General features: G+C 73.3%; 24 protein-coding genes and 3 tRNA genes. 15 read left to right on the top strand and 12 right to left on the bottom strand.

What is annotated here, in order from left to right; genetic code table 11:
• Positions 1–11: 11 nt before the first annotated feature.
• Positions 12–539, bottom strand: coding sequence for a DUF6879 family protein (locus ACH4SE_RS11400; RefSeq protein ID WP_398543086.1), 528 nt, complete (start codon positions 537–539; stop codon positions 12–14).
• Positions 508–771 carry a hypothetical protein gene (locus ACH4SE_RS11395; RefSeq protein ID WP_398543085.1) on the bottom strand — a complete coding sequence of 88 codons (264 nt, stop codon included), beginning with the start codon at positions 769–771 and terminating at the stop codon, positions 508–510. The genes ACH4SE_RS11400 and ACH4SE_RS11395 overlap by 32 nt, the downstream gene beginning before the upstream one ends.
• 256 nt (positions 772–1027) lie before the next feature.
• On the opposite strand from ACH4SE_RS11395, the gene ACH4SE_RS11390 reads away from it, so the two are divergent.
• From ACH4SE_RS11390 to ACH4SE_RS11370, 5 genes are all read left to right on the top strand, one after another.
• Positions 1028–1252, top strand: a complete 225-nt coding sequence (locus ACH4SE_RS11390; RefSeq protein ID WP_398543084.1) for a hypothetical protein — start codon at positions 1028–1030, stop codon at positions 1250–1252.
• Positions 1249–1428, top strand: coding sequence for a hypothetical protein (locus tag ACH4SE_RS11385; protein WP_398543083.1), 180 nt, complete (start codon positions 1249–1251; stop codon positions 1426–1428). Before ACH4SE_RS11390 ends, ACH4SE_RS11385 begins: the two co-directional genes overlap by 4 nt.
• On the top strand, positions 1428–1604 hold the full coding sequence (locus ACH4SE_RS11380; protein WP_398543082.1) for a hypothetical protein: 177 nt from the start codon (positions 1428–1430) through the stop codon (positions 1602–1604). The genes ACH4SE_RS11385 and ACH4SE_RS11380 overlap by 1 nt, the downstream gene beginning before the upstream one ends.
• A 289-nt stretch (positions 1605–1893) precedes the next feature.
• Entirely contained in the window at positions 1894–2367 is a 474-nt protein-coding gene (locus tag ACH4SE_RS11375) for a glycine-rich domain-containing protein (protein WP_398543081.1), read from the top strand.
• Positions 2368–2381: 14 nt separating this feature from the next.
• Complete coding sequence (locus tag ACH4SE_RS11370; protein ID WP_398543080.1) at positions 2382–2513, top strand: hypothetical protein; 132 nt, start codon at positions 2382–2384, stop codon at positions 2511–2513.
• A gap of 568 nt (positions 2514–3081) precedes the next feature.
• Here ACH4SE_RS11370 and ACH4SE_RS11365 read toward each other — a convergent pair.
• From ACH4SE_RS11365 to ACH4SE_RS11355, 3 genes are all read right to left on the bottom strand, one after another.
• Positions 3082–3155, bottom strand: a tRNA-Ile gene (locus ACH4SE_RS11365).
• 155 nt (positions 3156–3310) lie between these two features.
• Positions 3311–3383: transfer RNA gene (locus ACH4SE_RS11360), tRNA-Asn, on the bottom strand.
• 6 nt (positions 3384–3389) lie between these two features.
• A tRNA-Asn gene (locus ACH4SE_RS11355) sits at positions 3390–3462 on the bottom strand.
• Between the two features lie 221 nt (positions 3463–3683).
• Here ACH4SE_RS11355 and ACH4SE_RS11350 point away from each other — a divergent pair.
• From ACH4SE_RS11350 to ACH4SE_RS11335, 4 genes are all read left to right on the top strand, one after another.
• On the top strand, positions 3684–3980 hold the full coding sequence (locus ACH4SE_RS11350) for a YtxH domain-containing protein (RefSeq protein WP_398543206.1): 297 nt from the start codon (positions 3684–3686) through the stop codon (positions 3978–3980).
• A 70-nt stretch (positions 3981–4050) separates the two neighbouring features.
• Complete coding sequence (locus ACH4SE_RS11345; RefSeq protein WP_398543079.1) at positions 4051–5565, top strand: FGGY family carbohydrate kinase; 1515 nt, start codon at positions 4051–4053, stop codon at positions 5563–5565.
• 384 nt (positions 5566–5949) lie between these two features.
• The gene (locus ACH4SE_RS11340; RefSeq protein ID WP_398543078.1) at positions 5950–7686 is read left to right on the top strand and encodes an ABC transporter ATP-binding protein; all 1737 of its coding nucleotides are present in this window, start codon (positions 5950–5952) and stop codon (positions 7684–7686) included.
• A 128-nt stretch (positions 7687–7814) separates the two neighbouring features.
• On the top strand, positions 7815–9731 hold the full coding sequence (locus ACH4SE_RS11335; protein WP_398543205.1) for an ABC transporter ATP-binding protein: 1917 nt from the start codon (positions 7815–7817) through the stop codon (positions 9729–9731).
• Between the two features lie 48 nt (positions 9732–9779).
• Here the strand turns inward: ACH4SE_RS11335 and ACH4SE_RS11330 are convergent, their stop codons facing one another.
• From ACH4SE_RS11330 to ACH4SE_RS11320, 3 genes are all read right to left on the bottom strand, one after another.
• Complete coding sequence (locus ACH4SE_RS11330; protein WP_398543077.1) at positions 9780–11981, bottom strand: WD40 repeat domain-containing serine/threonine protein kinase; 2202 nt, start codon at positions 11979–11981, stop codon at positions 9780–9782.
• A gap of 90 nt (positions 11982–12071) precedes the next feature.
• The gene (locus ACH4SE_RS11325; RefSeq protein WP_398543076.1) at positions 12072–13088 is read right to left on the bottom strand and encodes a hypothetical protein; all 1017 of its coding nucleotides are present in this window, start codon (positions 13086–13088) and stop codon (positions 12072–12074) included.
• Positions 13076–13738, bottom strand: a complete 663-nt coding sequence (locus tag ACH4SE_RS11320; protein WP_398543075.1) for a hypothetical protein — start codon at positions 13736–13738, stop codon at positions 13076–13078. Before ACH4SE_RS11320 ends, ACH4SE_RS11325 begins: the two co-directional genes overlap by 13 nt.
• 236 nt (positions 13739–13974) lie before the next feature.
• On the opposite strand from ACH4SE_RS11320, the gene ACH4SE_RS11315 reads away from it, so the two are divergent.
• The 4 genes from ACH4SE_RS11315 (at position 13975) to ACH4SE_RS11300 (ending at position 17506) form a co-directional block, all read left to right on the top strand.
• Positions 13975–14910, top strand: coding sequence for a DUF3048 domain-containing protein (locus ACH4SE_RS11315; protein WP_398543074.1), 936 nt, complete (start codon positions 13975–13977; stop codon positions 14908–14910).
• A 93-nt stretch (positions 14911–15003) separates the two neighbouring features.
• Positions 15004–15450: a MarR family winged helix-turn-helix transcriptional regulator gene (locus tag ACH4SE_RS11310; RefSeq protein ID WP_398543073.1), complete on the top strand. Its 447-nt coding sequence runs from the start codon at positions 15004–15006 to the stop codon at positions 15448–15450.
• A 62-nt stretch (positions 15451–15512) separates the two neighbouring features.
• The gene (locus tag ACH4SE_RS11305; protein WP_398543072.1) at positions 15513–16100 is read left to right on the top strand and encodes an isochorismatase family protein; all 588 of its coding nucleotides are present in this window, start codon (positions 15513–15515) and stop codon (positions 16098–16100) included.
• Positions 16097–17506 (top strand): MFS transporter, encoded by a 1410-nt coding sequence (locus ACH4SE_RS11300; protein WP_398543071.1) that lies wholly within the window; start codon positions 16097–16099, stop codon positions 17504–17506. Before ACH4SE_RS11305 ends, ACH4SE_RS11300 begins: the two co-directional genes overlap by 4 nt.
• 42 nt (positions 17507–17548) lie before the next feature.
• Here ACH4SE_RS11300 and ACH4SE_RS11295 read toward each other — a convergent pair whose 3' ends face one another.
• The 4 genes from ACH4SE_RS11295 to ACH4SE_RS11280 form a co-directional block, all read right to left on the bottom strand.
• Complete coding sequence (locus ACH4SE_RS11295) at positions 17549–18580, bottom strand: ABC transporter substrate-binding protein (protein ID WP_398543070.1); 1032 nt, start codon at positions 18578–18580, stop codon at positions 17549–17551.
• Positions 18581–18672: 92 nt separating this feature from the next.
• On the bottom strand, positions 18673–19443 hold the full coding sequence (locus ACH4SE_RS11290) for an amino acid ABC transporter ATP-binding protein (protein WP_398543069.1): 771 nt from the start codon (positions 19441–19443) through the stop codon (positions 18673–18675).
• Positions 19440–20510 carry an amino acid ABC transporter permease gene (locus ACH4SE_RS11285; protein ID WP_398543068.1) on the bottom strand — a complete coding sequence of 357 codons (1071 nt, stop codon included), beginning with the start codon at positions 20508–20510 and terminating at the stop codon, positions 19440–19442. Before ACH4SE_RS11285 ends, ACH4SE_RS11290 begins: the two co-directional genes overlap by 4 nt.
• 237 nt (positions 20511–20747) lie before the next feature.
• Positions 20748–20879: a putative leader peptide gene (locus ACH4SE_RS11280; RefSeq protein ID WP_398543067.1), complete on the bottom strand. Its 132-nt coding sequence runs from the start codon at positions 20877–20879 to the stop codon at positions 20748–20750.
• A 295-nt stretch (positions 20880–21174) separates the two neighbouring features.
• On the opposite strand from ACH4SE_RS11280, the gene ACH4SE_RS11275 reads away from it, so the two are divergent.
• A complete protein-coding gene (locus tag ACH4SE_RS11275; protein WP_398543066.1) occupies positions 21175–21294 on the top strand; it encodes a putative leader peptide in 120 nt (39 codons plus the stop codon).
• Between the two features lie 199 nt (positions 21295–21493).
• Positions 21494–22699: an LLM class flavin-dependent oxidoreductase gene (locus ACH4SE_RS11270; protein ID WP_398543065.1), complete on the top strand. Its 1206-nt coding sequence runs from the start codon at positions 21494–21496 to the stop codon at positions 22697–22699.
• Positions 22700–22760: the final 61 nt, after the last annotated feature.

The following is a 22760-nucleotide window of genomic DNA, read 5'->3' as shown; positions in this document are numbered from 1 at the left end:
GGTGCGTCTCGTCAGAGCTTGTACTGGTCGTGCGGGATGGCACGGTCCCAGACCGCCTCGAACGCGCTGGCGCAGAGCTTGGCGGCCTCCTTGGCGTCCGTGATCTCCGCGCCTGCGGATGCGCCATCACCCGTGAAGTGATTCCAGTGGACGACCTGCCCGTCGAACAGCCAGAAGTCGTTGCCCGGCAGGGCGACGTCGCTGGCCTGTCGGCGGGGCAGCCACCGGACCTGCTCGCCAGCTGCGACGTTGACGGTCGTCCCAGCGTGCTCGTAGCGGATGTAGTCGGTGACCGGCTCGGACACAATGCGGGCCCGGCGCACCACAACTCCCCGGGCGCGGGTCCGGCTGATCAGGTCCACCCACGGCGCCCAGTATTCGGAAGCCGGGTCAGTGTCCCGTTCTCCGGTGGCCCGCCAGCGCTCGAAGTCAGCAGCTTCATCGGCGACCCCATAGGCGTCGCGCATCTCCAGGTGCACGGCCGAGCGCGTGCACGCTTCGATCAGCTCATCGAACGTCGGGGTGTCCGTCGAGGACATCGCACGCCTTCCTGATCATGTGCACCATCCTGGCGGGGATACGGATCACGGACTCGCCGTCAGGAATGCCCACTGCGTGGCCGGGGACCTCGAAGGCAGCGCACTCGGCCAGTGTCTGCCCGTCGGGGTCCCATCCCTGGAGGACGAGTTCCTGCCTGTCCTGGTCAACCCATACCGTCGGGCTGTTGGTCTTGCCGGTGTCGGGATCGATCCCAACGAACAGTAACGACACAGCGTGCTCCATCCCCAGTCGTGTGCAGTCCTTTGCCCCACGGTCCAGGCGAAGTCGTCCTCGGTCAAGGCCGCACAGGGCTTCCCGCCGACGTGGGAGTGAACATCTGCAAAGAACTGCACATCGCTCGCCGCCCCGCAAATAGGAGCCCTAGCGTCGAGGGGCTGGCCGCCCTGTTGCCGATCGGGGCGGGCAGCAAAATGCCCCGCGGCCGTGCGACCGGCCCGGGGTGTGGCCACGCCGGAAGGGGCGCAGCATGCAGACCTTATCCTCCGACAGCGCTGAGATGACGGCCGGCCGCAAGGCCGCGGCGGACCTTCAGGACGCCCTTACGGCGCTCGGCGCGGACCCCGACCTGGTGCGCCGCATCACGCGCTGGACGAACTGGAGCGAGTCGGAAGAGTACGTCTACGTGCCGCCGCTCCCCGCCGCGCTGGTCGAGCACCTGGTGCGGCTGCTGCCCCCGGAGGCCGGGTCGTGACGCTGGAGGTGCGCCGCTGCGAGCTGTGCAGGCGCGAGACGGCCGACTGGACGATCTCCGTAGAGCCGGACCCGGATAGCGACGACGGGGAGATCACCGTGACGTGGTGCCGCGACCCGGAGGACTGCATGCTCGCTCGCGAGGCCGCCGAGTCCGTGGCCCTGGGACGCCCCTGATGGCCGCCGAACGGGGCGCCGCGACGCGCGGCCTGTGCCACCGCTGCCAGCAGCCGATACGCGCAGGCGACGAGGCGCGCCTGCCCGTGGAGCAGGCAACGAGCGCGTCGCCCGACGTCCTGCTGCACCGCGAGCTGTGCAACCCGCGGGCGGCCCGGGCGCGCACCTCGAGCTAGCCCACCCCATGCGGGGTCCGGCGCGACGGTGGCCGCCGGGCCCCTACCGCCTGTGCGGCCCAGCGCCCCCATGCAGGGCCCCTACCGCCTGCCGCCACACCGAGGAGACAAGCATGCCCACGCCCACGCAGGAGTCCAGCGAGCCCGAGGAGCCCGAGGCCGACGCCACACCGACGCCAGAGCAGGTAGCCGAGGACCACCAGCGATTCAACGACCGCTGGCCCAACGCCCAAATCCGATAGCAGGCCGCCCAACTGGGCCGACGTCACCAACCCCTGAGGAGAAGTACATGCTCGTAGCGGAACCGTCCGCCCTGCTGCCCGCGGCCGACCACGCGGCCGTCACCGCCACGGTGATGGACAACAACCCCGGCATGACCGAGGACACCGCCGGCCGGATCCTCGACCAGGCCCTCGCGTTCGTCGCCACCGCGGCCCGCAACCCGCTGGTGCCGATCGCACCGTCCCGGACGGTCGACGAGGGCTGGCACGCCCTGGTCCTCCACACCGCCGTGTACGCGCGGCTGTGCGACCGCCTGGGGGCGTTCGTGCACCACTACCCGGAGCGCCCGGACACAGCCCGGCAGGGGCACGACGTCATCGAGCGGACGGTGGCGCTCCTGGCCGCGGAGGGCTACGCGCCAGACCCGGACCTGTGGATGCCCCCTTCGGACACGAGCGTGCCGGTGGCGGCGAGCTGCGGGCACTCGCCGCGGTGCGGGCCGATCGAGCCCAGCGACGTCGTCCTCGCCGGCGCGGCGTAGGAGAGGGGCTTGCCGTGGAGTGGATCGACCCCCGGTATGCGGACCTGATGGAGCGCCTGAAGGCGGCTCGGGAACTGCGCGCGCAGCGGGGTGACGACCGCCCGGTGCGGGGCTTCATTCTCACCGCCCCAACCAGCAGCCGCTGACCCCCAGCAGCACCCGGCCCCGGCCGTCGCGAACACCGCGGCGACCGGGGCCTTCGGCATGCCCGCTCTCGAAGGGCCCGCCCCGCGCGGGCAGGGACCAGGGGTTTTGCGAGGTCCTTCGGGGACCTGGCAAATCGTCCGCCCCGTGTGGGCAGGGGCCATTCACCGCGACGAGGTACGCGGCCTGGCGGCTAAGTCGGTAGTCGAGACGGCTCGGCCCACGGGAGCCGAAACTTTCCTGACTCCGGGAAAAAGCCTGGTCAGGTCCGCCCCGCGCGGGGCGAGACGGTGACCAGGCTGGTTTCGCCCAGACCGAAAGCAGGTCCGCCCCACGCGCGGGCGCTGGTCAGCAGATCGTGCTGACCCTTGGCGGCCCGTCCGGTCGCGGGACGGCGCTGTGCCCGCACTGGCATCGCCGAAGGTTGGTAGGAAGCACGAACCATGATCGCTATCCGTTCGGGCCAGCAGCGGGCCAGCTAGCGATCACTCAGACGAAGAGCCCACCAGGGGGATGGTTCCCTGATGGGCTCCGATGCAGGTCGGGAACCTGTCCTCGACCCTTCTTCGGTGGGGCGGCTGGGACTCGAACCCAGGACCGGCGGATTATGAGTCCGCTGCTCTAACCGGCTGAGCTACCGCCCCGTACGGCGTGGCGTGCGCCGTCTGCCGCAGCATAGCTGCTCATACGATCTGTCGCCCTCGTGGGTCACAGACGCGGCAACAGGTGGACTCCCCGGGGCGGGCGGATGGTTCCCGCGGGCACGAAAAAGGACCCCAACGGGGTCCCGGGTCCTGCGCTCCCCCGACTGGACTCGAACCAGTAACCTGCCGGTTAACAGCCGGCTGCTCTGCCAATTGAGCTACAGGGGACCGAAGCTCCCCCGACTGGACTCGAACCAGTAACCTGCCGGTTAACAGCCGGCTGCTCTGCCAATTGAGCTACAGGGGATCGCCTCGCGTGCACCGAATGCACCTGCCGGAGGCTTCCCGGAAGGCGCGCGTTCGGTGCGACACATACATTAGCGCAAGTGGGGGGGTGCTCCGCCAACCCTTGTCTGCCGGGTTGCGGCTCGGGTGCGGAGGGTAGGCGCCCAGCCACGACGAGCACGACCAGCAATGTCGAGCAACGCGGCCGCCAGGGCGTACGGCCGCAGCGAGGATGGTGGAGCCATGCGCTACAAGCTGACGTTCATCGCGGGAGCCGCTGTCGGGTTCGTGATCGGTGCCAGGGCGGGCCGTGAGCGGTACGAGCAGCTGGTGAAGGCCGGGCAGGCCTTCGTCCACAACCCGGCGGTGCGCAACGCCGCCGAGACCGCCGCGCAGCAGAGCCGTACGGCGGCGGTCCGGGCCGCGGACACGGTCGTCGTCAAGGTCGGGCCGCGCCTGCCGGAGCCGCTCGCGCACAAGGTGCGCGCGATGCGCAACGGCAGCGCGCCCGACGACGACTGGGGCACCTCGAACACCTGAGGCGTGCCCCGTCGCACCGGACGGCGGGCCGCGCGGCGCGCGGGCCGCCCGGTGCGGCATCATCGGCCCTATGGGCAAAGTGGCCGGTATAGACAACTCCTCCGCGGGTACCACCGTCGTCGTCTGCGACACGGACACCGGTGAGATCCTGCGGCAGGGTTACGCACCCCACGAGGTGCCGGACGGCGGCAAGCCGTCCGAGCTGGACCCGCAGGCCTGGCTGCTGTCGCTGGGCGAGGCGGCCAAGGGCGGGGTGCTCGAAGGTGTGCAGGCGATCGGGGTCTGCGGCCAGCAGCACGGGCTGGTCGCGCTGGACGCGGGCGGTGTGACCGTGCGGCCCGCGATGCTGCGGGGCGACAACCGCGCGCAGACGCAGGCCGCGGACCTGCTCCAGGAGCTGGGCGGGCCCGCGGGCTGGGCGGATGCGGTGGGCACGCAGCCGCAGGCGGCCTATCCGGTGGCGAAGCTGCGCTGGCTGGCCCAGCACGAGCCGGCCGCGGCCGCGCGGGTCGCGGCGGTGATGCTGCCGCACGACTGGCTGGTCTGGCAGCTGCTCGGCCAGCCCGCCCGCCGCACCACCGACCGCGGCGACGCGTCGGGCACCGGCTACTGGTCGGCGGCCACCGGCGAGTACCGCACCGACCTCGTCGAGCGCGCCCTCGGCCATGCCGCGGCGCTGCCCGACGTGCTCGGTCCCGCCGAACCCGCGGGCCAGACGCCCGAGGGCCTGCTGATCTCGGCCGGCACCGGCGACACGATGGCCGCCGCCCTGGGCCTGGGCGTGGGCCCCGGCGACGCGGTGGTGTCGCTGGGCGCGGGCGGCAGCGTCTTCGCCGTCCACCACGAGGCGCTGAAGGACCCGACCGGCACCGTCACCGCCTTCGCCGACGCGACCGGCCACCACCTGCCCGTCCTCCAGGTGCGCAACGCGGTACGGACGCTGCGCGGCACCGCCGAGCTGCTCGGCACCGATCTCGCCGGGCTCTCGGAGCTGGCGCTGGCCTCGACACCCGGCGCGTACGGCCTCGTCCTGCTGCCCTACCTGGAGGGCGAGCGCACCCCCGACCTGCCGCACACGGCGGGCACGCTGGCCGGGCTGCGGCGCGAGTCGATGAAGCCCGAGCACCTGGCCCGGGCCGCCTTCGAGGGCATGCTGTGCGGGCTCGCCGACGCGCTGGACGTGCTGCGCGGCAAGGGCGTGGAGATCCGCCGGGTGGTGCTGCTGGGAGCGGCGGCGGAGCTGCCGGCCGTCCAGGCGCTGGCGCCGTCGATCTTCGGCACCCTCGTGGTGGTGCCGCCGGCGGCGGAGTACGCGGCGATCGGCGCGGCCCGGCAGGCGGCGTGGTCGCTGGGCGCGGTGCTGGGCTCGCACACGCACGGTGAGCCGCCGGCCTGGCCGCAGCCCGCGGGCACCAAGGTGCTCGACCCGGAGGACGCCGTGGAGCCGGACGGGCCGGGCCAGGACGGTACGGGGCCGGGCGAGCCCGGGCACGGCGGAGGCGGGCCGGCGGTCGGCTCGGCGGTGCGGCAGCAGTTCATCGCGGTGCGCGAGCAGACCCATCCGGGGGCTTTCGCCGCGCTGTGAGGGGCCGGGCGGCCGGGGCGTGCCCGCGGCTCGCATGGGGCCCGGCGGGGGCGCCCACGGCTCGCCGGCGGCCTCCCGGGCGCGGTCCGTGCGACCGGTGCGACCCGCGTGACCCCCGCGACGCGGGAGCTTTTGCCTCTCCTTAACCGGATGCGGCGGCGCGATGACCGACGATAAGGTTGCGCGCCGCCGCGGGGGCGGCCGCTCAACCCTGCGCGGGCGGTACGGCGTCCCCAGGGGAAAAGGCAAGGTGCCGTCGTCACACGCCGGTGCCGGGCCGCCCCGTCACACCACCGCGGCTCCGGACGTCAGACCGCTGGACCGTCCGACGACGGAGCCCGGGCCGCCGCCCGTATCCGTACCGACCGACCCGAGGTAGTCAGTGTGCTGATCCGACTCCTGCGGTCCCGCCTGGGACCGTACAAGCGCCCCATCGGCGCGCTGGTGACCCTGCAGTTCGTCTCGACCCTGGCCGCCCTCTTCCTGCCCACCCTCAACGCCGACATCATCGACAACGGCGTGGTCAAGGGTGACACGGGCTACATCATGGGCATGGGCGCGACCATGCTCGGCGTGACCGTCGTGCAGGTGCTGTGCGCGATCTGCGCGGTGTACTTCGGAGCGCGGACGTCGATGGCGATCGGGCGGGACATCCGCGCGGCGGTCTTCGACCAGGTGCAGAGCTTCTCCGCGCGCGAGGTCGGGCAGTTCGGCGCGCCCTCGCTGATCACCCGCACCACCAACGACGTCCAGCAGGTCCAGATGCTGGTGCTGATGACGTTCACGATGATGGTGTCCGCGCCGATCATGTGCGTCGGCGGCATCGTCATGGCGCTCGGCCAGGACGTGCCGCTGTCGTCGCTGCTGCTGGCCGTCGTGCCGGTGCTGGGCATCGCCGTGAGCCTGATCATCCGCAAGCTGCGCCCGATCTTCCGGACGATGCAGAAGCGCGTCGACACCGTGAACCGGGTGCTGCGCGAGCAGATCACCGGCATCCGCGTCATCCGCGCCTTCGTCAAGGACGGCTACGAGCAGCGCCGCTTCGGCCGGGCCAACGAGGAGGTCACCGAGGTCTCGCTGGCCTCCGGGCGGCTGCTCGCGCTGATGTTCCCGACCGTGATGGCGATCGTGAACCTGTCGAGCGTGGCCGTGCTGTGGTTCGGCGCCCACCGCATCGACAGCGGCGGCATGCAGATCGGCGCGCTCACGGCCTTCCTGAGCTACCTGATGCAGATCCTCATGTCGGTCATGATGGCCACCTTCATGTTCATGATGGTGCCGCGCGCCGAGGTGTGCGCCGAGCGCATCCAGGAGGTGCTGGGGACGCAGTCCAGCGTCGTCCCGCCGAAGGCGCCGATCACGTCGCTGGGGCGGCGCGGGGAGCTGGAGCTCTTCGACGTCGACTTCGCCTACCCCGGCGCCGAGGCCGCCGTGCTGCGCGGCATCGACCTGATCGCCCGCCCCGGCGAGACGACGGCCGTGATCGGTTCGACGGGCAGCGGGAAGTCCACCCTCCTCGGCCTGATCCCGCGGCTGTACGACGCGACGGGCGGCCGGGTGCTCATCGACGGCGAGGACGTGGCGGAGCTGGATCCGGCACTGCTCGCGGAGACCGTCGGCCTGGTGCCGCAGAAGCCGTACCTGTTCTCCGGCACGGTCGCCTCCAACCTGCGCTACGGGAAGCCGGACGCGACGGACGAGGAGCTGTGGCACGCGCTGGAGGTGGCGCAGGCCAAGGATTTCGTCGAGCGGCTGGAGGGCGGCCTCGACGCGGAGATCGCCCAGGGCGGCAGCAACGTCTCCGGCGGGCAGCGGCAGCGGCTCGCGATCGCCCGGGTGCTCGTGCGGCGCCCCGAGATCTACCTCTTCGACGACTCCTTCTCCGCGCTGGACTACGCGACGGACGCGGCGCTGCGGCGTGCGCTCGCCGCGGAGACGGCGGACGCGACGGTGGTGATCGTGGCCCAGCGGGTGTCCACGATCCGTGACGCGGACCGGATCGTCGTCCTCGACGAGGGGCGGGTCGTCGGCACCGGCACCCACGCCGAGCTCATGGCCACCAACGAGACCTACCGGGAGATCGTGTTGTCCCAGCTGACCGAGCAGGAGGCGGCGGCATGAGCGGCGGTCCCAGCGGCGCACCGGGCAGGCCCGGCGGCCCCGGCGGCAAGGGCGGTCCCGGCGGTCCCGGCAAGGGGGCGCCCGGCGGCAAGGGCGTCATGGCCTCCGCCCAGCGCGGCCCCCGTCCCATGGGCGGCCCCGCGCGCTTCATGGGCGGCGGCCCCATCGAGCGCTCCATGGACTTCAAGGGCTCCTTCAAGCGCCTGGTCGGCCTCATGCGCCCCGACCGCGCCCTGCTCTGGGCCGTCCTCTCGGTCGGCGCGGTCAGCGTCGCCCTCGCCGTGACCGGCCCCCGGATCCTCGGCCGCGCGACCGACCTGATCTTCGCCGGCGTCGTCGGCAAGCAGCTCAAGGGCGGCTCGAAGGAGCAGGCCCTCGACTACCTGCGCGCCCACGGCAAGGGCGGCGTCGCGGACATGCTCTCCGGTATCGACTTCACCCCCGGCCAGGGCATGGACTTCGGCGCGATCGGCTCCGTCCTGCTGCTCGCCCTCGCGGTGTACCTGGCGGCGGCGCTGCTCAGCGTCGTCCAGATGCGGACGGCGACGACCGTCATCAACCGCACGGTCTTCCGGCTGCGCCGCGACGTCGAGGCGAAGATCTCCCGGCTGCCGCTGTCGTACTTCGACAGGCAGCCGCGCGGCGAGGTCCTCAGCCGCGCCACGAACGACATCGACAACATCGGCCAGACCATGCAGCAGACCATGGGCCAGCTGATCAACTCGCTGCTGACCATCGTCGGCGTGCTGGCCATGATGTTCTGGATCTCGTGGCTGCTGGCCCTGGTCGCGCTCGCGACCGTGCCGGTGACGCTGCTGGTCGCGACGCGCGTCGGCAAGCGCGCGCAGCCGCAGTTCGTCAAGCAGTGGAAGACGACCGGCTCGCTGAACGCGCACATCGAGGAGATGTACACCGGCCACAGCCTGGTGAAGGTCTTCGGCCGCCAGCAGGAGTCCGCCGAAACCTTCCGGCAGGAGAACGAGGCGCTGTACGAGGCCGGCTTCAAGGCGCAGTTCCTGTCCGGGACGATCCAGCCGCTGATGATGTTCATCGGCAACCTGCAGTACGTGCTGATCGCCGTCGTCGGCGGCCTGCGGGTCGCGTCCGGGGCGCTGTCGATCGGCGACGTGCAGGCCTTCATCCAGTACTCGCGGCAGTTCAGCCAGCCGCTGACGCAGGTCGCGAGCATGGCGAACATGATCCAGTCCGGTGTCGCCTCCGCCGAGCGCGTCTTCGAGCTGCTGGACGCGGAGGAGCAGTCCCCGGAGCCGGCCGTCCCCGCGCACCCCGTGGAGCTGACCGGGCGGATGGCGCTGGAGAAGGTCTCCTTCCGCTACGACCCGGACAAGCCGCTCATCGACGACCTGTCGCTGAGCGTCCGGCCCGGCCAGACCGTCGCCATCGTCGGCCCCACGGGCGCGGGCAAGACCACCCTGGTCAACCTGCTCATGCGCTTCTACGAGGTGACGGGCGGCCGCATCACCCTCGACGACGTGGACATCGCGGCGATGTCCCGTGAGGACCTGCGGGCGTCCATCGGCATGGTGCTCCAGGACACCTGGCTCTTCGGCGGCACGATCGCGGAGAACATCGGCTACGGCCACGAGGACGCCACCCGCGAGGACATCGAGGCGGCCGCCCGGGCCGCGCACGCCGACCGCTTCATCCGCACCCTCCCGGACGGCTACGACACCGTCCTCGACGACGAGGGCTCGGGCGTCAGCGCGGGCGAGAAGCAGCTCATCACGATCGCCCGGGCCTTCCTGTCCGACCCGGTGATCCTGGTCCTCGACGAGGCCACCAGCTCCGTCGACACCCGCACCGAGGTGCTCATCCAGCGCGCGATGGCCCGGCTCAGCCACGGCCGTACGAGCTTCGTGATCGCCCACCGGCTCTCCACGATCCGCGACGCGGACGTCATCCTGGTGATGGAGTCCGGCGCCATCGTCGAGCAGGGCACGCACGAGGAGCTGCTCGCGGCACAGGGCGCGTACGCCCGGCTGTACGCGGCGCAGTTCGCGCAGGCGGTCGCGGAGGTGGACTGAGCCGTCCGCACGGGCCGCCGGCGGCCGGCACCTCCGGCGGCCCGTGCGTCAGGGCAGCGTCCAGACCGCGACCTGTTTCAGCAGGGCCGCGGCGATCTTCTTCCCGTCCGGGCTGAAGCACACCGACCCGGCCATCGTGGAACTGCCGGGAGGGGCCTCGGGGTCGTTGCCGTCCAGGACGAGGGTCTGCTCGTAGGTCCCGGTGTCCCAGACGACGATCTTCCCGTTGGCGACGGAGGCGGCCACGCTCCTGCCGTCCGGGCTGAAGACGGCCGTGTCGACGTACGAGTCGAGGGCGTCGCTGCCGCCGATGGCGCCGGACGTCAGCGTCACGAGGTGCTTGCGGGTGCGCGCGTCCCACAGGAGGACCTCGTCGGCGGCGGGGCCGGCCAGCAGCCGGCCGTCGGGGCTGTAGGCGAGCTGGTGCACCATCGTGTCGGTGGTGATCGTGGCGGCGATCTTGTGCGTGGTGGTGTTCCACAGCCGGATCCTGTCGTTCTCGACCGCGGCCGCGAGCGTGGTGCCGTCCTTGCGGAACGCCACTCCCTCCACCGACTTCCTGTCGTCGTCGGTGTAGCCGATCGGGTCGACCAGGGTGGCCAGCCTCCGGTGGCTGCGGGTGTCCCACAAGGTGATGGTCGCGTGCGCGTTGCCGCAGGCCAGGACCTTCCCGTTCGGGCTGAACGACAGCGAGTGCACCGTGACCGGATCGACCTGGCTGTCGGTGAGCGTCACGATCCGCTTCCAGGTCGCGGTGTTCCACAGCGTCGTGGAGACCTTCTCCGCGCTGGCCAGGATCCTGCCGTCGGGGCTGAAGGCGACGGCGCCGACGCCGTCGAGGTCGTCCTCCGACCCGGGGTGGAGGACGTGCAGCTCGCGCATCGCGGCCGGGTCCCACACGATCAGGGCGCCGTTGCCGCCGCCGCTGGCCAGGAGTCTGCCGTCCGGGCTGAAGGCCACCGCCTGCACGGTGCCCTGCTGTTCGAGGCTGATCTTCGCCTGGGGTCCGGAGGGGGTGGTGGGCGCCGGGGACGTGGTGCCGGGGGCCGACGTGCCCGGCTCGGCGTCCGGCGTCGGGGACGTGCTCGGCGCGTCGTCACCCGCGGCGGACGGCGTGTCCGAGCCGTCGTCCCGCAGGGCCAGCGGGATGCCGACCGCGGCGGCCACGGCGACGGCGGCTCCGCCCAGCAGCAGCGCCCGGCGGCCGGGCCGCGGCGCGGGCGCCGGGGCCGGCGGGCCCGGCGTCCCCCCGTGGGGCGCGGGCGGCGGTCCCGGCGGCGGCACCGGCGGTCCCGGCGGCGGGGCGAGGGGACGGGGCGGGGCGGAGACGGTCGTGGACTCGTGGAAGGCCGCCGCCACCCCCGCCTCCCGCAGCGCCTCCCCGACCTCCGCCTGCCGCCGGGCGATCAGCTCGTCCACGCCCGCGGGCCAGGCCGCCGCCGGCTCCCCGGCGAGTTCGCGTACCCGGGCCGGGGCGGGCCGCTGCGCCGGGTCCTTGGCCAGGCACGCGCCGACCAGCTCCCGCAGGCCGGACGGGACGCCGGACAGGTCCGGCGTGGTGTGGACGACGTTGTAGAGGGTCTGCGGGGTCGACGCCCCCGCGAACGGGCTGCGCCCGGTGCACGCCAGCACCAGGACCGCGCCGAGCGAGAAGACGTCGCTCTCCGGGCCGACCGGCCGCCCCTCCGCCTGCTCCGGCGACATGAAGCCGGGCGAGCCGACGAGCCACCCGGTGTGGGTGATCTCCGTGCCGCCCTCGCTGTCGGTGGCCCGCGCGATGCCGAAGTCGATGACCCGCGGGCCGCCCGCGGCCAGCAGCACGTTCGACGGCTTGAGGTCCCGGTGGACGAGCCCGGCCCGGTGGATCTCCTCCAGCGCCGCCGCCAGCCCCGCGGCGAGCCGCCGTACCGCGTCCTCCGGCAGCGCGCCGAGCGCGTCGGCGACCTCCCGCAGCGAGGGCCCCGGCACGAACTCGGTGGCCATCCACGGCAGCGGCGCGTCCGCGTCGGCGTCCAGCACCGCGACCGCGGGCCCGCCCCCCGACACCCGCCGCGACGCGGCGACCTCCCGCCGGAAGCGCGCCCGGAAGCCCTCGTCCTCCACGAACTGCGCGCGCACCACCTTGACGGCGACGCACCGCCCGTCCGGCCCCGTCCCCAGCAGCACGCGCCCCATCCCGCCGCGCCCCACCTCGGACCAGACCCGGTACGGCCCGACCCGCCTCCCGTCCCCGCTCTCGAGCGCCCTCAACTGCCTCTCCCCGTACGCCTTCCATCATCCTGACGCGCCGTCAGGCCGGACACCGGAGACTACCCGGCCCCACCGTGCCCGGCCTTCCGCTCAGCGGTTGACGGACTGGATCTCCCGGACGGTGACGGTCTGGTGGCTGGTGAACGTGCCCGTGGGCAGCGCCGTGGGGTTCGGGTGCCCGGTGCCCGTCCAGCTGATCTGCCACCTGACGGTGACGTCCATCGTGTACGTGCCGTTGCCGGAGTCCTTGAGGAAGACCACGCCGCACGGCGGCACGTTGCCCGCCCCCGGCTTCCAGGCCCTCCCGGTGCCCGCGCAGTTCCCCGAGGCGGGGTACGTCTGCGCGTACGGGGTGTGGGGCTCGATCCGGATGCCGACCGGCTTCGCGGTCGTCGTCGCCGAGACGTTGTAGTCGGGGAGGTAGGCGGTGACGGAGACCGGGTGGAAGACGGTGGGGTCCATCCACACCCAGGTGGGGATGTTCACACCCTGGTCTCCCGCGGGGTTGATCGTCGCGTCGCCGGTGGGGATGAGGATCTGGTTGTACGCCAGTTCCGCCAGCACCTCGGGCGTGATCACGTTGTGGTGCGCGGCGGGCGGGGTGTCGCCCTTGTCGACCCAGAAGGGCGGGTCCTGGCACTGGTCCCAGCCGGGCGCCCCGGGGTTCGGCACGTAGCCGTACCACCAGTAGCCCTTGCCGGTCTTGTCCATGTTGAAGTCCGTGTACGGCTGCCCGTTCACGTAGTGGTCCCGCTGGCCCACGACCCACTCGTTGCCGACCGACGGCTGGGCCCACACGCCCTCCCGCTCCGCCTTGAGCTGCGCGGGGGTGTAGTACGGCTCGTACCAGCACGCCGGCGGCTTCCAGTTGCCGACCGGCTTGAGCGGACCCGCGGGGTGGCCGGACGACGGGGTCCCGTTGTTGCTCTTGTTGTACTGGACACCGGCAGTGGCGGTGATGTTCGCGCCGTCGCCGCCCCCGCCGACCGACGGGCCGAGGTCACCGAGGCCGCCCGCGGACGCGGGGGCCTGGAGCAGGGCGGTCGCCAGGACGGCCGTCGAGGCCGCGAGCGCGGTGCGGCGCAGCCGCCGTATCAGGGCTGGCACTGCTTCGACCCCCGATCGGAGACGATGTCGGTCGTCTGCCACACGCCCTGCGCGTTCTTCTTCGCGTGGGTGCTGTACAGGACGTAGCTCTCGGACGTCGTGGCGACGTTATCGACCTTTCCGGTCTTCACGTGCTTGGGGAACGCCTTGCTCTCGTCGGAGCAGTAGACCACCGACGCGTCGCCGGTGCCCTCCATCGTGACCTTGCGGTCGAAGAACCGCACCGTCCCGGTCCACACGAGACCCTTGGCATGGACGCCCTGGACGTAGGTGATGGCGTTCGCGAGGCCCTTCTCGGTGGCGTAGAACCCGAGGTTCTCCGTCGTCTTCCCCTTGAAGATCCCTTCGTCCGTGGCCAGGACGTACCCGGCGTTGTCGGCGAGGACCGCGTCCTTCACGGGGTCACCCGTGTGCTCGTCCTCGAAGACGTCCTTCGCGTCGGACGGAAGGGTGATCACCGGCCGCTTCACCCCCGGCGCCGTCGGCGACGGCGCGGCGGACGTCGTCGTCGGCGCGGGCGCGGACGTGGAGACGTCCGTACCCTGGTCCTTGATCTTGTCGTCGCTCTTCTTCGAGCCGCCGCAGGCCGAGAGCGCAAGCGCGGCAGAGACGGCCACACAGGTGGCGGCGAGCGCGAGCGGTGCGCGCATGGTCAACAGACTCCCCGTTCGTTCGGCGAAGGGCGGCCGAACCGGGCACAACGGCGCACTCCCCCCGCGCACTCGGTCCACGGCCCCGTTTCGTGTGACGCCCGAGACTATCCAAGTACCAGGCCCCACACGACATGGACGTCCTGCCGCCGCGGACCGTTCCACGGCCGGGCCCATTCACGGCGGGCGGGCGCACTATGGAGGGAGCGGGTTCTCGGCGGACGGGGGGTACGGCGATGAGCGGCAGACGGCGGGCGGTGGGCGCGGGGGTGGTGGCCGCCGTGCTCGTGGGGCTGGCGGGGTGTCAGCCGCCGGACAAGGGCGGGGCGTCGGACGGGCAGGGGGCGCGCTCGGGCGCGCCCGCGGCCACGTCGTATCTGACCGGGGAGCCGGGGGCGGCCGGGCACGTGCTGGCCGTGAAGATCGACAACGTCGCGGCGGCCAGGCCCGCGACCGGGCTGGACGACGCGGCGGTCGTGTACGCCATCGAGGTCGAGGGCGGGCTGTCCCGGCTGATGGCCGTCTACGACGACCGGCACCTGCCGGGGAAGGTCGGGCCGGTGCGCAGCGCGCGCGAGACGGACCTCCAGCTGCTCGCGCAGTACGACCACCCCGCGCTGGCCTTCTCCGGCGCGCAGAGCAGGCTGCTGCCGGTGCTGCGGGCGAGCGGCGACCTGACGGCGGTGACGGGCACGCGCGACTTCTTCCGCGACTCCGCCCGCCGCGCCCCGCACAACGAGTACCTGCACCCCGCGGGCCCCGCCGCGAAGGGCGGCACCGCGAAGGACATCGGCCTGCGCTTCGCGGCCGCCGTCCCGCCCGGCGGCGCGGCCGGTACCACGGCGTCGGCGAGGATGCCGTCCGCGCGCTTCTCCTTCACTTACGAGGGCGGGCGCTACCGCGTCTCGATGGACGGCAGGGCGTCCCCGTGGTCGGCGGACAACGTGATCATCCAGCACGTCGACGTCCAGGAGTCCCGCTACCACAGCCGCACCGGCTTCGTCCCCTTCACACGGACGGTGGGCCACGGCCGGGCCCAAATCCTGCGCGACGGCCGTTCGTACGCGGCCACCTGGGACCGCCCCTCCCCCGGCGCGGGCACGTCCTACACGCTCGACGGCGCCCCGCTGCCGCTCAGGCCGGGGCACACCTGGATCGTGCTGGAGCCCTGAGCCGCGGGAGGGACGGAAGAGACGGGAGGGGCGGGAGGGCGGGAAATAGACAGCCAGCTGCACAGCTGGCTGTCCAAGTGCTACCGTGGAGCCATGAGCACACCGCCCCCGCACGCCGACACCAGTGAGCTGGCCGGGGAGCTGCGGGTGGCACTGGCCGCGCTGGTGCGGCGGCTGCGGGAGCAGGCGGGCGGGATGGACCTCACGCGGTCGCAGTCGTCGGTGCTGCTGCGGCTGGAGCGGGAGGGACCGGCGACGGCCACCGCGCTGGCGCGGGCCGAGGGGATGCGGCCGCAGTCGATGGCCAAGATCGTGCAGGCCCTGGAGGCGGCGGGACTGGTCGGCGGTGCGCCCGATCCGAAGGACGGGCGCAAGACGCTGCTGAGCATCACCGAGGCCGCCCGCGAGGAGTACCGCACCGGGCGGCTGGCCAAGCAGGACTGGCTGGCCAGGGCGCTCGACACGACGCTGACGGCCGAGGAGATCGACCGGCTGGCGTCGGTCACGGATCTGCTGCGGCGGCTCGCCCAGTTCCCCTGACGCCGCTGCGGGCGCCCGGCGCGTACGCGCTTCCCACACACCGATCGACCGAAGGATTCCGCATGCCCGTCACCACGCTCGACGAGGCCACCGCGCTCGTCGTCATCGATCTCCAGAAGGGTGTCGTCACGATGCCCCTCGCCCATCCCGTCGAGGACGTCGTGGCGCGTTCGGCGAAGCTGGCGCGGGCCTTCCGCGACCGCGGACTGCCCGTCGTGCTGGTCAACGTCGCCGGGACCCCGCAGGGGCGGACGGACGCCGGGCCGGTCGTGCTGGACCGGCCCGAGGGGTGGACGGAGCTGATACCGGAGCTGGAGCAGCAGCCGGGCGACATCCTCGTCACCAAGCACGCGCGCAGCGCCTTCACCGGGACCGGGCTCGACGGCACCCTGCGCGAGCGGGGTGTGACGCAGGTGGTGGTGACCGGCATCGCGACCAGCGGCGGAGTCGAGTCGACCGCGCGGGCCGCGCACGAGCTGGGCTTCCACGTCACACTGCCGGCCGACGCCATGACCGACCGGAGCCCCGAACGGCACGACCACAGCGTGCTCCAGGTCTTCCCGCGGATCGCCGAGACCGGCACCACCCAGGACGTCCTGGACGCGCTCGCCTCGCTGCCGGTGAGCGGCCCCGCTGCCGGCCGGCCGTGAGCGCCGCGTCCCGCACCACGACGACCCCGCCGCAGGCGCCCGGCGGCGGCAGGCCGTTCGGCGCCCGCTTCGTGAGCCCCCTGCTGCTGGGCTCGACCCTGAACCCGATCAACAGCTCGATGATCGCGACCGGGCTGGTCGGTATCGGGCTGGACTTCCACAAGGGCGCGGGCACCACCGCCTCGCTGATCTCCGTGCTGTATCTGTGCAGCGCGATCGCGCAGCCCACGATGGGCAAGCTCGCGACGATCCTCGGGGCGCGCAGGGTCTTCGTGGGCGGCGTGGCGATCCTGCTGCTCGCGGGCGTCGTCGGGGCGGCCGCGCCCGCCTTCGGCTTCCTCGTGGTGTCGCGCGCGCTCATCGGCATCGGCACCTCGGCGGCGTATCCGACGGCGATGGCGCTGGTCAGGAGGCGCGCGGACGAGACGGGCACGGGGGTGCCGAGCCGCGTGCTGGGCAACTTCTCGATCGCCTCGCAGGTCACGATCGTCGTCGGGCTGCCGCTCGGCGGGCTGCTCGCGGGGGCGTGGGGGTGGCGGGCGCTCTTCCTGGTGAACGTGCCGCTGGCGCTCGTCACGCTGGTCGCCACCTTCGCCGGCGTGGCACCGGACGAGCCGGTGGCGAAGCGGTCGCGCGCGTCGCTGTTCACCGCGGTCGACGTGCCGGGTATCGTGCTCTTCTCCGCGACCGTCGTGGGCCTGCTGCTCTTCCTGTCCGACCTGACGTCGCCGGTCTGGTGGCTGGCCCCGGTCGTCGTGCTGCTGGGCGCGGCGCTGACGGTGTGGGAGCGTCGGACGGAGCGGCCGCTCATCGACGTGCGGATGCTGGGCCGCAACCGGCGGCTGCTGCGCACGTACATCCGGCAGGCGGTCGTGGCGCTCGGCACGTACACCGCGCTGTACGGGCTGAGCCAGTGGATGGAGGAGAGCGCGGGCTACAGCGCCTCGCAGGTGGGCCTGATCATGCTGCCGCTGTCGGGCATCAGCATCGTGGTGGCCCGGCTGGTGTCGGGGCGCGGGTGGGTGCGGACGCCGCTCGTGCTGACGGGGGCGTCGCTGGTCGCCACCGGCGCGGTGATGCTGTTCGTCACGCACGCCTCGCCGGTGCCGGTGCTGCTGGGCATGTCGGCGCTCTTCGGCCTGGCGAACGGTTTCTCCGGCTTCGCCAACCAGGCCGCGCTGTACGTGCAGGCGCCCGCCGACGAGATAGCCGTCGCGTCCGGCCTCTACCGGACCTTCTCCTACGTCGGCGCGATCTTCTCCTCCAGCCTGATCGCCATCGCCTTCGGCCGCACCGCGACGGATTCGGGCCTGCACGAGGTGTCGTACGTCATCGCGGGGCTCGGGGTGCTGGTGCTGCTGATGAGCGTGCTGGACCGGGCGATCCCGGCCCGCGCCGGACGCTGAGCGGACGCCGCCCGCGGGCCGCGGGCGGCGTCCGGCGCGGGCTCAGAGCGTGGCGGCCGGGTTGACCTGGGACCGCGGGATGCCGCTGCCGGTCAGGCCCCACTTGGCGAAGATCCTCGCGTAGTCGCCGCTCGCGATGAGCTTGTTCACCGCGTCGCTGAGCGCCTTGGCCACCGGCGAGTTGCGGGCGGTGACGAAGCCGACCGTGGTGCTGGAGACCTCGCCCAGGAAGCGGGTCCCGGGGATGTGCGCGGCCTCGTACCTGATGCCGAGCGTGGGGCCGAACACCACGTCCACCCGGCCGTTGCGCAGACCGAGCAGCGAGGCGGCCTGGTCCGTGACGTACTGCACGGTGTACGGCTTCTTGCCGGCCGCGGCGCACTTGTCCTTGTTGCTGTCGAGGATCTGCTGGAAGGTCGAGCCGGATCCGGTGGCGACGGTCAGGCCGCACACGTCGGTGATCTGCGAGACCGCCTTCAGGTCGGAGTCCTTCGAACCGAGGAAGGCCTGGCCGTCGTTGAGATACGTGGCGAAGTCGACGACCTGCTCGCGGGCCCTGGTGACGCCGAAGTTGTCCTGCCCGACGTCGTAACGCCCGTTCTGCACACCGGGGATGACCGTGGGGAAGGTGCCGTACTGGATGTCCCACTCCACGCCGAGCACCTTGGCGACGGCGTTGCGCAGGTCCACGTCGAGGCCGACCGGCTTGCCGTCCACCTCGCCGACGTGCGGCAGGCCGGTCGTGCCGGGCGCGCGGGTGGTGCCGAGGGTGAGCTTGCCGGACTGCCGTGTCTGCGCGGGGAGTTCGGCGGCGAGGGTGGGATCGGTGGCGATCGCCGACACCACGTCCTGGGCCGGGACCGCCCCGGAGTCGCCGGGCTTGGCGGGCGCGGCCTGGGTGCCCCCGGAGGCCCCGCCCGTGCCGGAGCCCTTGCCGGAGCCCCCGTCGGAGCCGGAGGAACCGCAGCCGGCGAGCAGCAGCAGGGCCGCGGTCGATGCGGCGAGGGCCGCGAGGGGTCCGCGCCCGGTGAGGGGCGGTCGGGCGGGGTGGCGGCGGGTGCGGGCGCTGGTCACGGGCGTGCCTTTCGTACGGCGGGAGCTGGCGGACGGGGCGGGATGCGGTGCGGCGGTGCGGGTACGGCGGAGGGGGGCGGGCCGCGGCGGGCTCACAGGACCGCCGAGAGGAAGGCGCGGGCGCGCTCGTGGCGCGGGGCGGTCAGGACGTCCGCGGGGGCGCCGGACTCGACGATCCGGCCGCCGTCGAGGAAGACCACGGTGTCGGCGACCTTGCGGGCGAAGCCGATCTCGTGCGTGACGACGATCATCGTCATGCCGCTGAGGGCCAGGTCCTGCATGACGCCGAGCACCTCGCCGACCAGTTCCGGGTCGAGGGCGCTCGTCGGCTCGTCGAAGAGCATCAGCCGTGGCTCCATGGCCAGCGCGCGGGCGATGGCCACGCGCTGCTGCTGGCCACCGGACAGCTGCCGCGGGTAGGCGCCCTCCCGGCCGCCGAGGCCGACGCGCTCCAGCAGCTCGCGGGCCCGGGCGGCCGCCTGCGGGCGGGAGCTGCCGCGGACGGCGACGGGCGCCTCGGTGACGTTCTCCAGCACGGTGAGGTGCGGGAAGAGGTTGAACTGCTGGAAGACCATGCCCACCTGGGCGCGCTGCCGGGTCACCACGCGCGGGGGCAGCTCGCGCAGCCGGGCGCCGTCGCGGCGGTAGCCGACGACGTCGCCGGCGATCTCGACGAAGCCCGCGTCCGGCTTCTCCAGGTGGTTGACGCAGCGCAGCAGCGTGGACTTGCCGGAGCCGGAGGGCCCGAGCAGCACGGTGACCTCGCCCTCGCGCACGTCGAGGTCGATGCCGTCCAGGACGGTGGTGCCGCCGTAGCCCTTGCGCAGACCGCGCACCCGCACCAGCGGGCTGCCGCCGCTCATGACAGCCCCGCCAGGTCGGTCCTGGTGCGCCCGAACAGCGGCAGGTTGGCCCGGGTGAGCTGCCAGAACCCGCGTGCGGAGGGGCCGGACCGGGCCCGGCCGCCGCGCCGCGAGCCGCGGGCGTAGTGGCGCTCGACGTAGAACTGCCCGATCGACAGCACGGTGGTGAGGATGATGTACCAGACCGTCGCGACGAGCAGCAGCGGGATGATCAGGAAGTTCTGGTTGTAGATCAGCTGCGCGGAGTAGAGCAGGTCCTCCACCGCGATGACGCTCACGATCGAGGTGGCCTTGAGCATGCCGATCAGCAGGTTGCCGGAGGCGGGCACGATCGCGGGCATCGCCTGCGGCAGCACGATCCGGCGGAAGATCCGCGCCTCACCCAGGCCCAGCGCCTTGGCGGCCTCGCGCTGCCCGGGGTCGACGGCGAGGATGCCGCCGCGGACGATCTCGCTGCTGAAGGCGGCGACGTCCAGGGTGAGTCCGACGTAGGCGGCCAGGACGCCGCTGAAGAGGTGCGCGGTGCGGAAGTGCACAAATTCCGGGCCGAAGGGCACGCCGACCGACAACCGCGGGTAGAGCGAGGCCAGTTCGAACCAGAAGAGCAGCTGCACGAGCGGCGGCACCGAGCGGATGAGCCACACGTAGCCGAAACTCACCGCGCGCAGCACGGGGTTGCCGGACAGCCGCATCGCGGCGACGGCGATGCCCAGCAGGTAGCCGCTCGTCATCACGGCGGCGGTGAGCCACAGCGTGAGTTCCAGGCCGTGCAGGATGTCGTGGCTGAGGAAGTAGTCGCCGACGATGCCCCACTGGAAGCGCTTGTTGGCCACCAGGGTGTGGCCGGCCATCGCGAGCAGGACGAGCAGCGCCGCCGCCGAGACCCACTGGCCGGGATGGCGCAGGGGGACGAGCCGCGCGGTGAGCAGCTCCCGGTCGGCGGGCCGGTGGTCGAGGGCGGACAGGGAGGGCGGTGCGTCCCCGCCGGGCGGCGGGTGGCCGGGGTCGGTGCCGGCGGGGGCCGGGTCCTTCCGGAGCGAGGGCGCGGGGGTGTCGTGCTGGGGCATGGCGGGTCCCGTCTGGTCGGGAGCACGGCGGCGCCGGGCCGCGTACGGCGGTGTACGGGCGTGCGCGCTGCCGGACATGCGGCAGGGAGAGGCGGCGCGGGGCGGGAGGCGGCGCCGCGGCCGCGGCGCCGCCCGGGGAGCCGGGAGGCCGGAAGGAGGAGGGCGCGGTCAGGCGGCGCCGTCACGAACGCGGGCGCACACCGGTGGAACCGGCCCTGCGAAGGGGAAAGGTGCGGCTCAGAGGGCCGCGCGGGCCGCCGGACACAGGGCGCTGCTGACCCGGAGGAGGTCGACGTGCCGCCGCTCCACCCGGACCGCGAAGGAGCCGCGGGGGTGCGTCGTGCGGTGGCGCTGCGCTGCGGCGGTCATGGCCTTCCCCTCGCTTCCTCGTCTCGGCGCGCATCGCCCCGTACGCCGTACGGGGCCTGTGGGCCAGCACGTTAACCGGCGGGCGCCGTTCGGACAATCCCCTTGGGGGGCAGCGGAGTCGGGAAGCGACGCACGTCACGTGCGGCCGATGGGGATTGTGCCGGGCCGTACGGCGGAGTTACGGTGCGGACGGAGGCCACGAGTGCCGCCGGCCCCACCGGGGTGCGGAGCGGGCCCCACGATGTGCACCGGACGCGGCGCGAGGCCCGTCCGGGCGGGAAGGGAGGCGGGAGCGATGCGGTCCAACCGGCGCATGCTGCCCGCTCTCGTCACGTACTCCCGGCGCCACATCGACCTCCAGCGCGTCGCCACCGCCCTGTGTCCGGGCCTGGCGAACGGCCGCCCCGGGGCCTGACCACCGGACCGCCGCGCACCGGGCCCCGTGCCCGCGCGCCCGCCCCACCCCGCACCATCCCGTTCCCGGCCCCGCACGGCCCCGCCCCCGCGTACCCGGCACCGGCGCACGACGCGCCGCCCGGTACCCGCGGGCGACCCCGCGCGGCCGGTCCCTTCGCGCCCCGCGCGCCCCTCCGAGCAGGAAGCGGTAGCCGCCCATGCCCCGGAACCCCGCCCACCTCCACCTCGCCGCCGCCCTGGACGGCGCCGGCTGGCACCCCGCCGCCTGGCGCGAGCCCGGCGCGCGGCCCGCCGACCTCTTCAGCGCCGGCTACTGGGCCGACCTGGCCGCGCGCGCCGAGCGCGGCCTGCTGGACCTCGTGACGATCGAGGACTCCCTCGGGCCGCAGTCCACCTCGTTCACCGGCCCCGACGACCGCACCGACCTCGTGCGCGGGCGGCTCGACGCGGTGCTGACCGCGGCCCGGATCGCGCCGCTGACACGGCACCTGGGGCTGGTGCCGACCGCGGTGGTCACCCACACCGAGCCCTTCCACCTGTCGAAGGCCGTCGCCACGCTGGACCACGTCAGCGGCGGGCGGGCGGGCGTGCAGGTGAGGGTGTCGGCGCGGCCGGACGAGGCCGCGCACTTCGGCCGCCGCGAGCTGCCCCGCGTGCCGGGCGGGCGGCTGGACTCCGAGGGCGGCCGGGCGCTGTTCCGCGAGCTGTTCGGGGAGGCGGCCGACGCGGTGGAGGTGGTGCGGCGGCTGTGGGACAGCTGGGAGGACGACGCGGTGATCCGCGACGTGGTGACCGGCCGCTTCGTGGACCGCGACAAGCTGCACTACATCGACTTCGCGGGCGGGCACTTCAGCGTCAAGGGCCCCTCCATCACGCCGCGCCCGCCGCAGGGCCAGCCGGTCGTGGCGGCGCTGGCGCACTCCGCCGTCCCCTTCGAACTCGTCGGCACCTCCGCCGACCTGGCCTTCACGACCCCGCACGACACCGCGCAGGCCGCGCGGACCGTCGAGGTGATCCGCACCGAGCAGGAGCGCGCCGGGCGCGGCGGTGAGACCGTGCACGTCTTCGCCGACCTCGTCGTCCTCCTGGACGCCGAACCGGGACGGGCCGCCGAGCGCCGGGCGCGGCTGGACGCGGCGCTCGACGCCCCGTACCAGAGCGACGCCCTGGTCTTCGCCGGGACGCCCGCCGAACTCGCCGACGTGCTGCAGGACTTCGCCACCGCCGGGCTCACCGGCTTCCGGCTGCGCCCGGCGGAACTGCCGTACGACCTGGAGGCGATCACCGGCGGCCTGGTGCCCGAGCTCCAGCGGCGCGGCGTCTTCCGCACCGAGTACACGGCCGGCACCCTGCGCGACCGGCTGGGGCTGCCGCGCCCGGCGAGCCGCTACGCCGCCGCCTGACCGCCGGCCGCACGCCCGGCGTCCCCGCCACCCGCACCGTCCGCGCCATCCCCAGGAGGGC

This window comes from Streptomyces sp. NPDC020983, assembly GCF_044333485.1.
Lineage (GTDB): Bacteria > Actinomycetota > Actinomycetes > Streptomycetales > Streptomycetaceae > Actinacidiphila.
Note: the sequence above shows the minus strand (reverse complement) of the source record. Positions and strands in the feature narration are given on the sequence as shown.

Excerpts from the sequence above, each read along its gene's own strand:
- ACH4SE_RS11335 (WP_398543205.1), top strand. The coding sequence starts at position 7,815 with ATGGGCGGCCCCGCGCGCTTCATGGGCGGCGGCCCCATCGAGCGCTCC.
- ACH4SE_RS11280 (WP_398543067.1), bottom strand. The coding sequence starts at position 20,879 with ATGACCGCCGCAGCGCAGCGCCACCGCACGACGCACCCCCGCGGCTCC.
- ACH4SE_RS11305 (WP_398543072.1), top strand. The coding sequence starts at position 15,513 with ATGCCCGTCACCACGCTCGACGAGGCCACCGCGCTCGTCGTCATCGAT.
- ACH4SE_RS11345 (WP_398543079.1), top strand. The coding sequence starts at position 4,051 with ATGGGCAAAGTGGCCGGTATAGACAACTCCTCCGCGGGTACCACCGTC.
- ACH4SE_RS11285 (WP_398543068.1), bottom strand. The coding sequence starts at position 20,510 with ATGCCCCAGCACGACACCCCCGCGCCCTCGCTCCGGAAGGACCCGGCC.
- ACH4SE_RS11315 (WP_398543074.1), top strand. The coding sequence starts at position 13,975 with ATGAGCGGCAGACGGCGGGCGGTGGGCGCGGGGGTGGTGGCCGCCGTG.
- ACH4SE_RS11380 (WP_398543082.1), top strand. The coding sequence starts at position 1,428 with ATGGCCGCCGAACGGGGCGCCGCGACGCGCGGCCTGTGCCACCGCTGC.
- ACH4SE_RS11400 (WP_398543086.1), bottom strand. The coding sequence starts at position 539 with ATGTCCTCGACGGACACCCCGACGTTCGATGAGCTGATCGAAGCGTGC.
- ACH4SE_RS11375 (WP_398543081.1), top strand. The coding sequence starts at position 1,894 with ATGCTCGTAGCGGAACCGTCCGCCCTGCTGCCCGCGGCCGACCACGCG.
- ACH4SE_RS11390 (WP_398543084.1), top strand. The coding sequence starts at position 1,028 with ATGCAGACCTTATCCTCCGACAGCGCTGAGATGACGGCCGGCCGCAAG.
- ACH4SE_RS11350 (WP_398543206.1), top strand. The coding sequence starts at position 3,684 with ATGCGCTACAAGCTGACGTTCATCGCGGGAGCCGCTGTCGGGTTCGTG.
- ACH4SE_RS11290 (WP_398543069.1), bottom strand. The coding sequence starts at position 19,443 with ATGAGCGGCGGCAGCCCGCTGGTGCGGGTGCGCGGTCTGCGCAAGGGC.
- ACH4SE_RS11320 (WP_398543075.1), bottom strand. The coding sequence starts at position 13,738 with ATGCGCGCACCGCTCGCGCTCGCCGCCACCTGTGTGGCCGTCTCTGCC.
- ACH4SE_RS11275 (WP_398543066.1), top strand. The coding sequence starts at position 21,175 with ATGCGGTCCAACCGGCGCATGCTGCCCGCTCTCGTCACGTACTCCCGG.
- ACH4SE_RS11270 (WP_398543065.1), top strand. The coding sequence starts at position 21,494 with ATGCCCCGGAACCCCGCCCACCTCCACCTCGCCGCCGCCCTGGACGGC.
- ACH4SE_RS11310 (WP_398543073.1), top strand. The coding sequence starts at position 15,004 with ATGAGCACACCGCCCCCGCACGCCGACACCAGTGAGCTGGCCGGGGAG.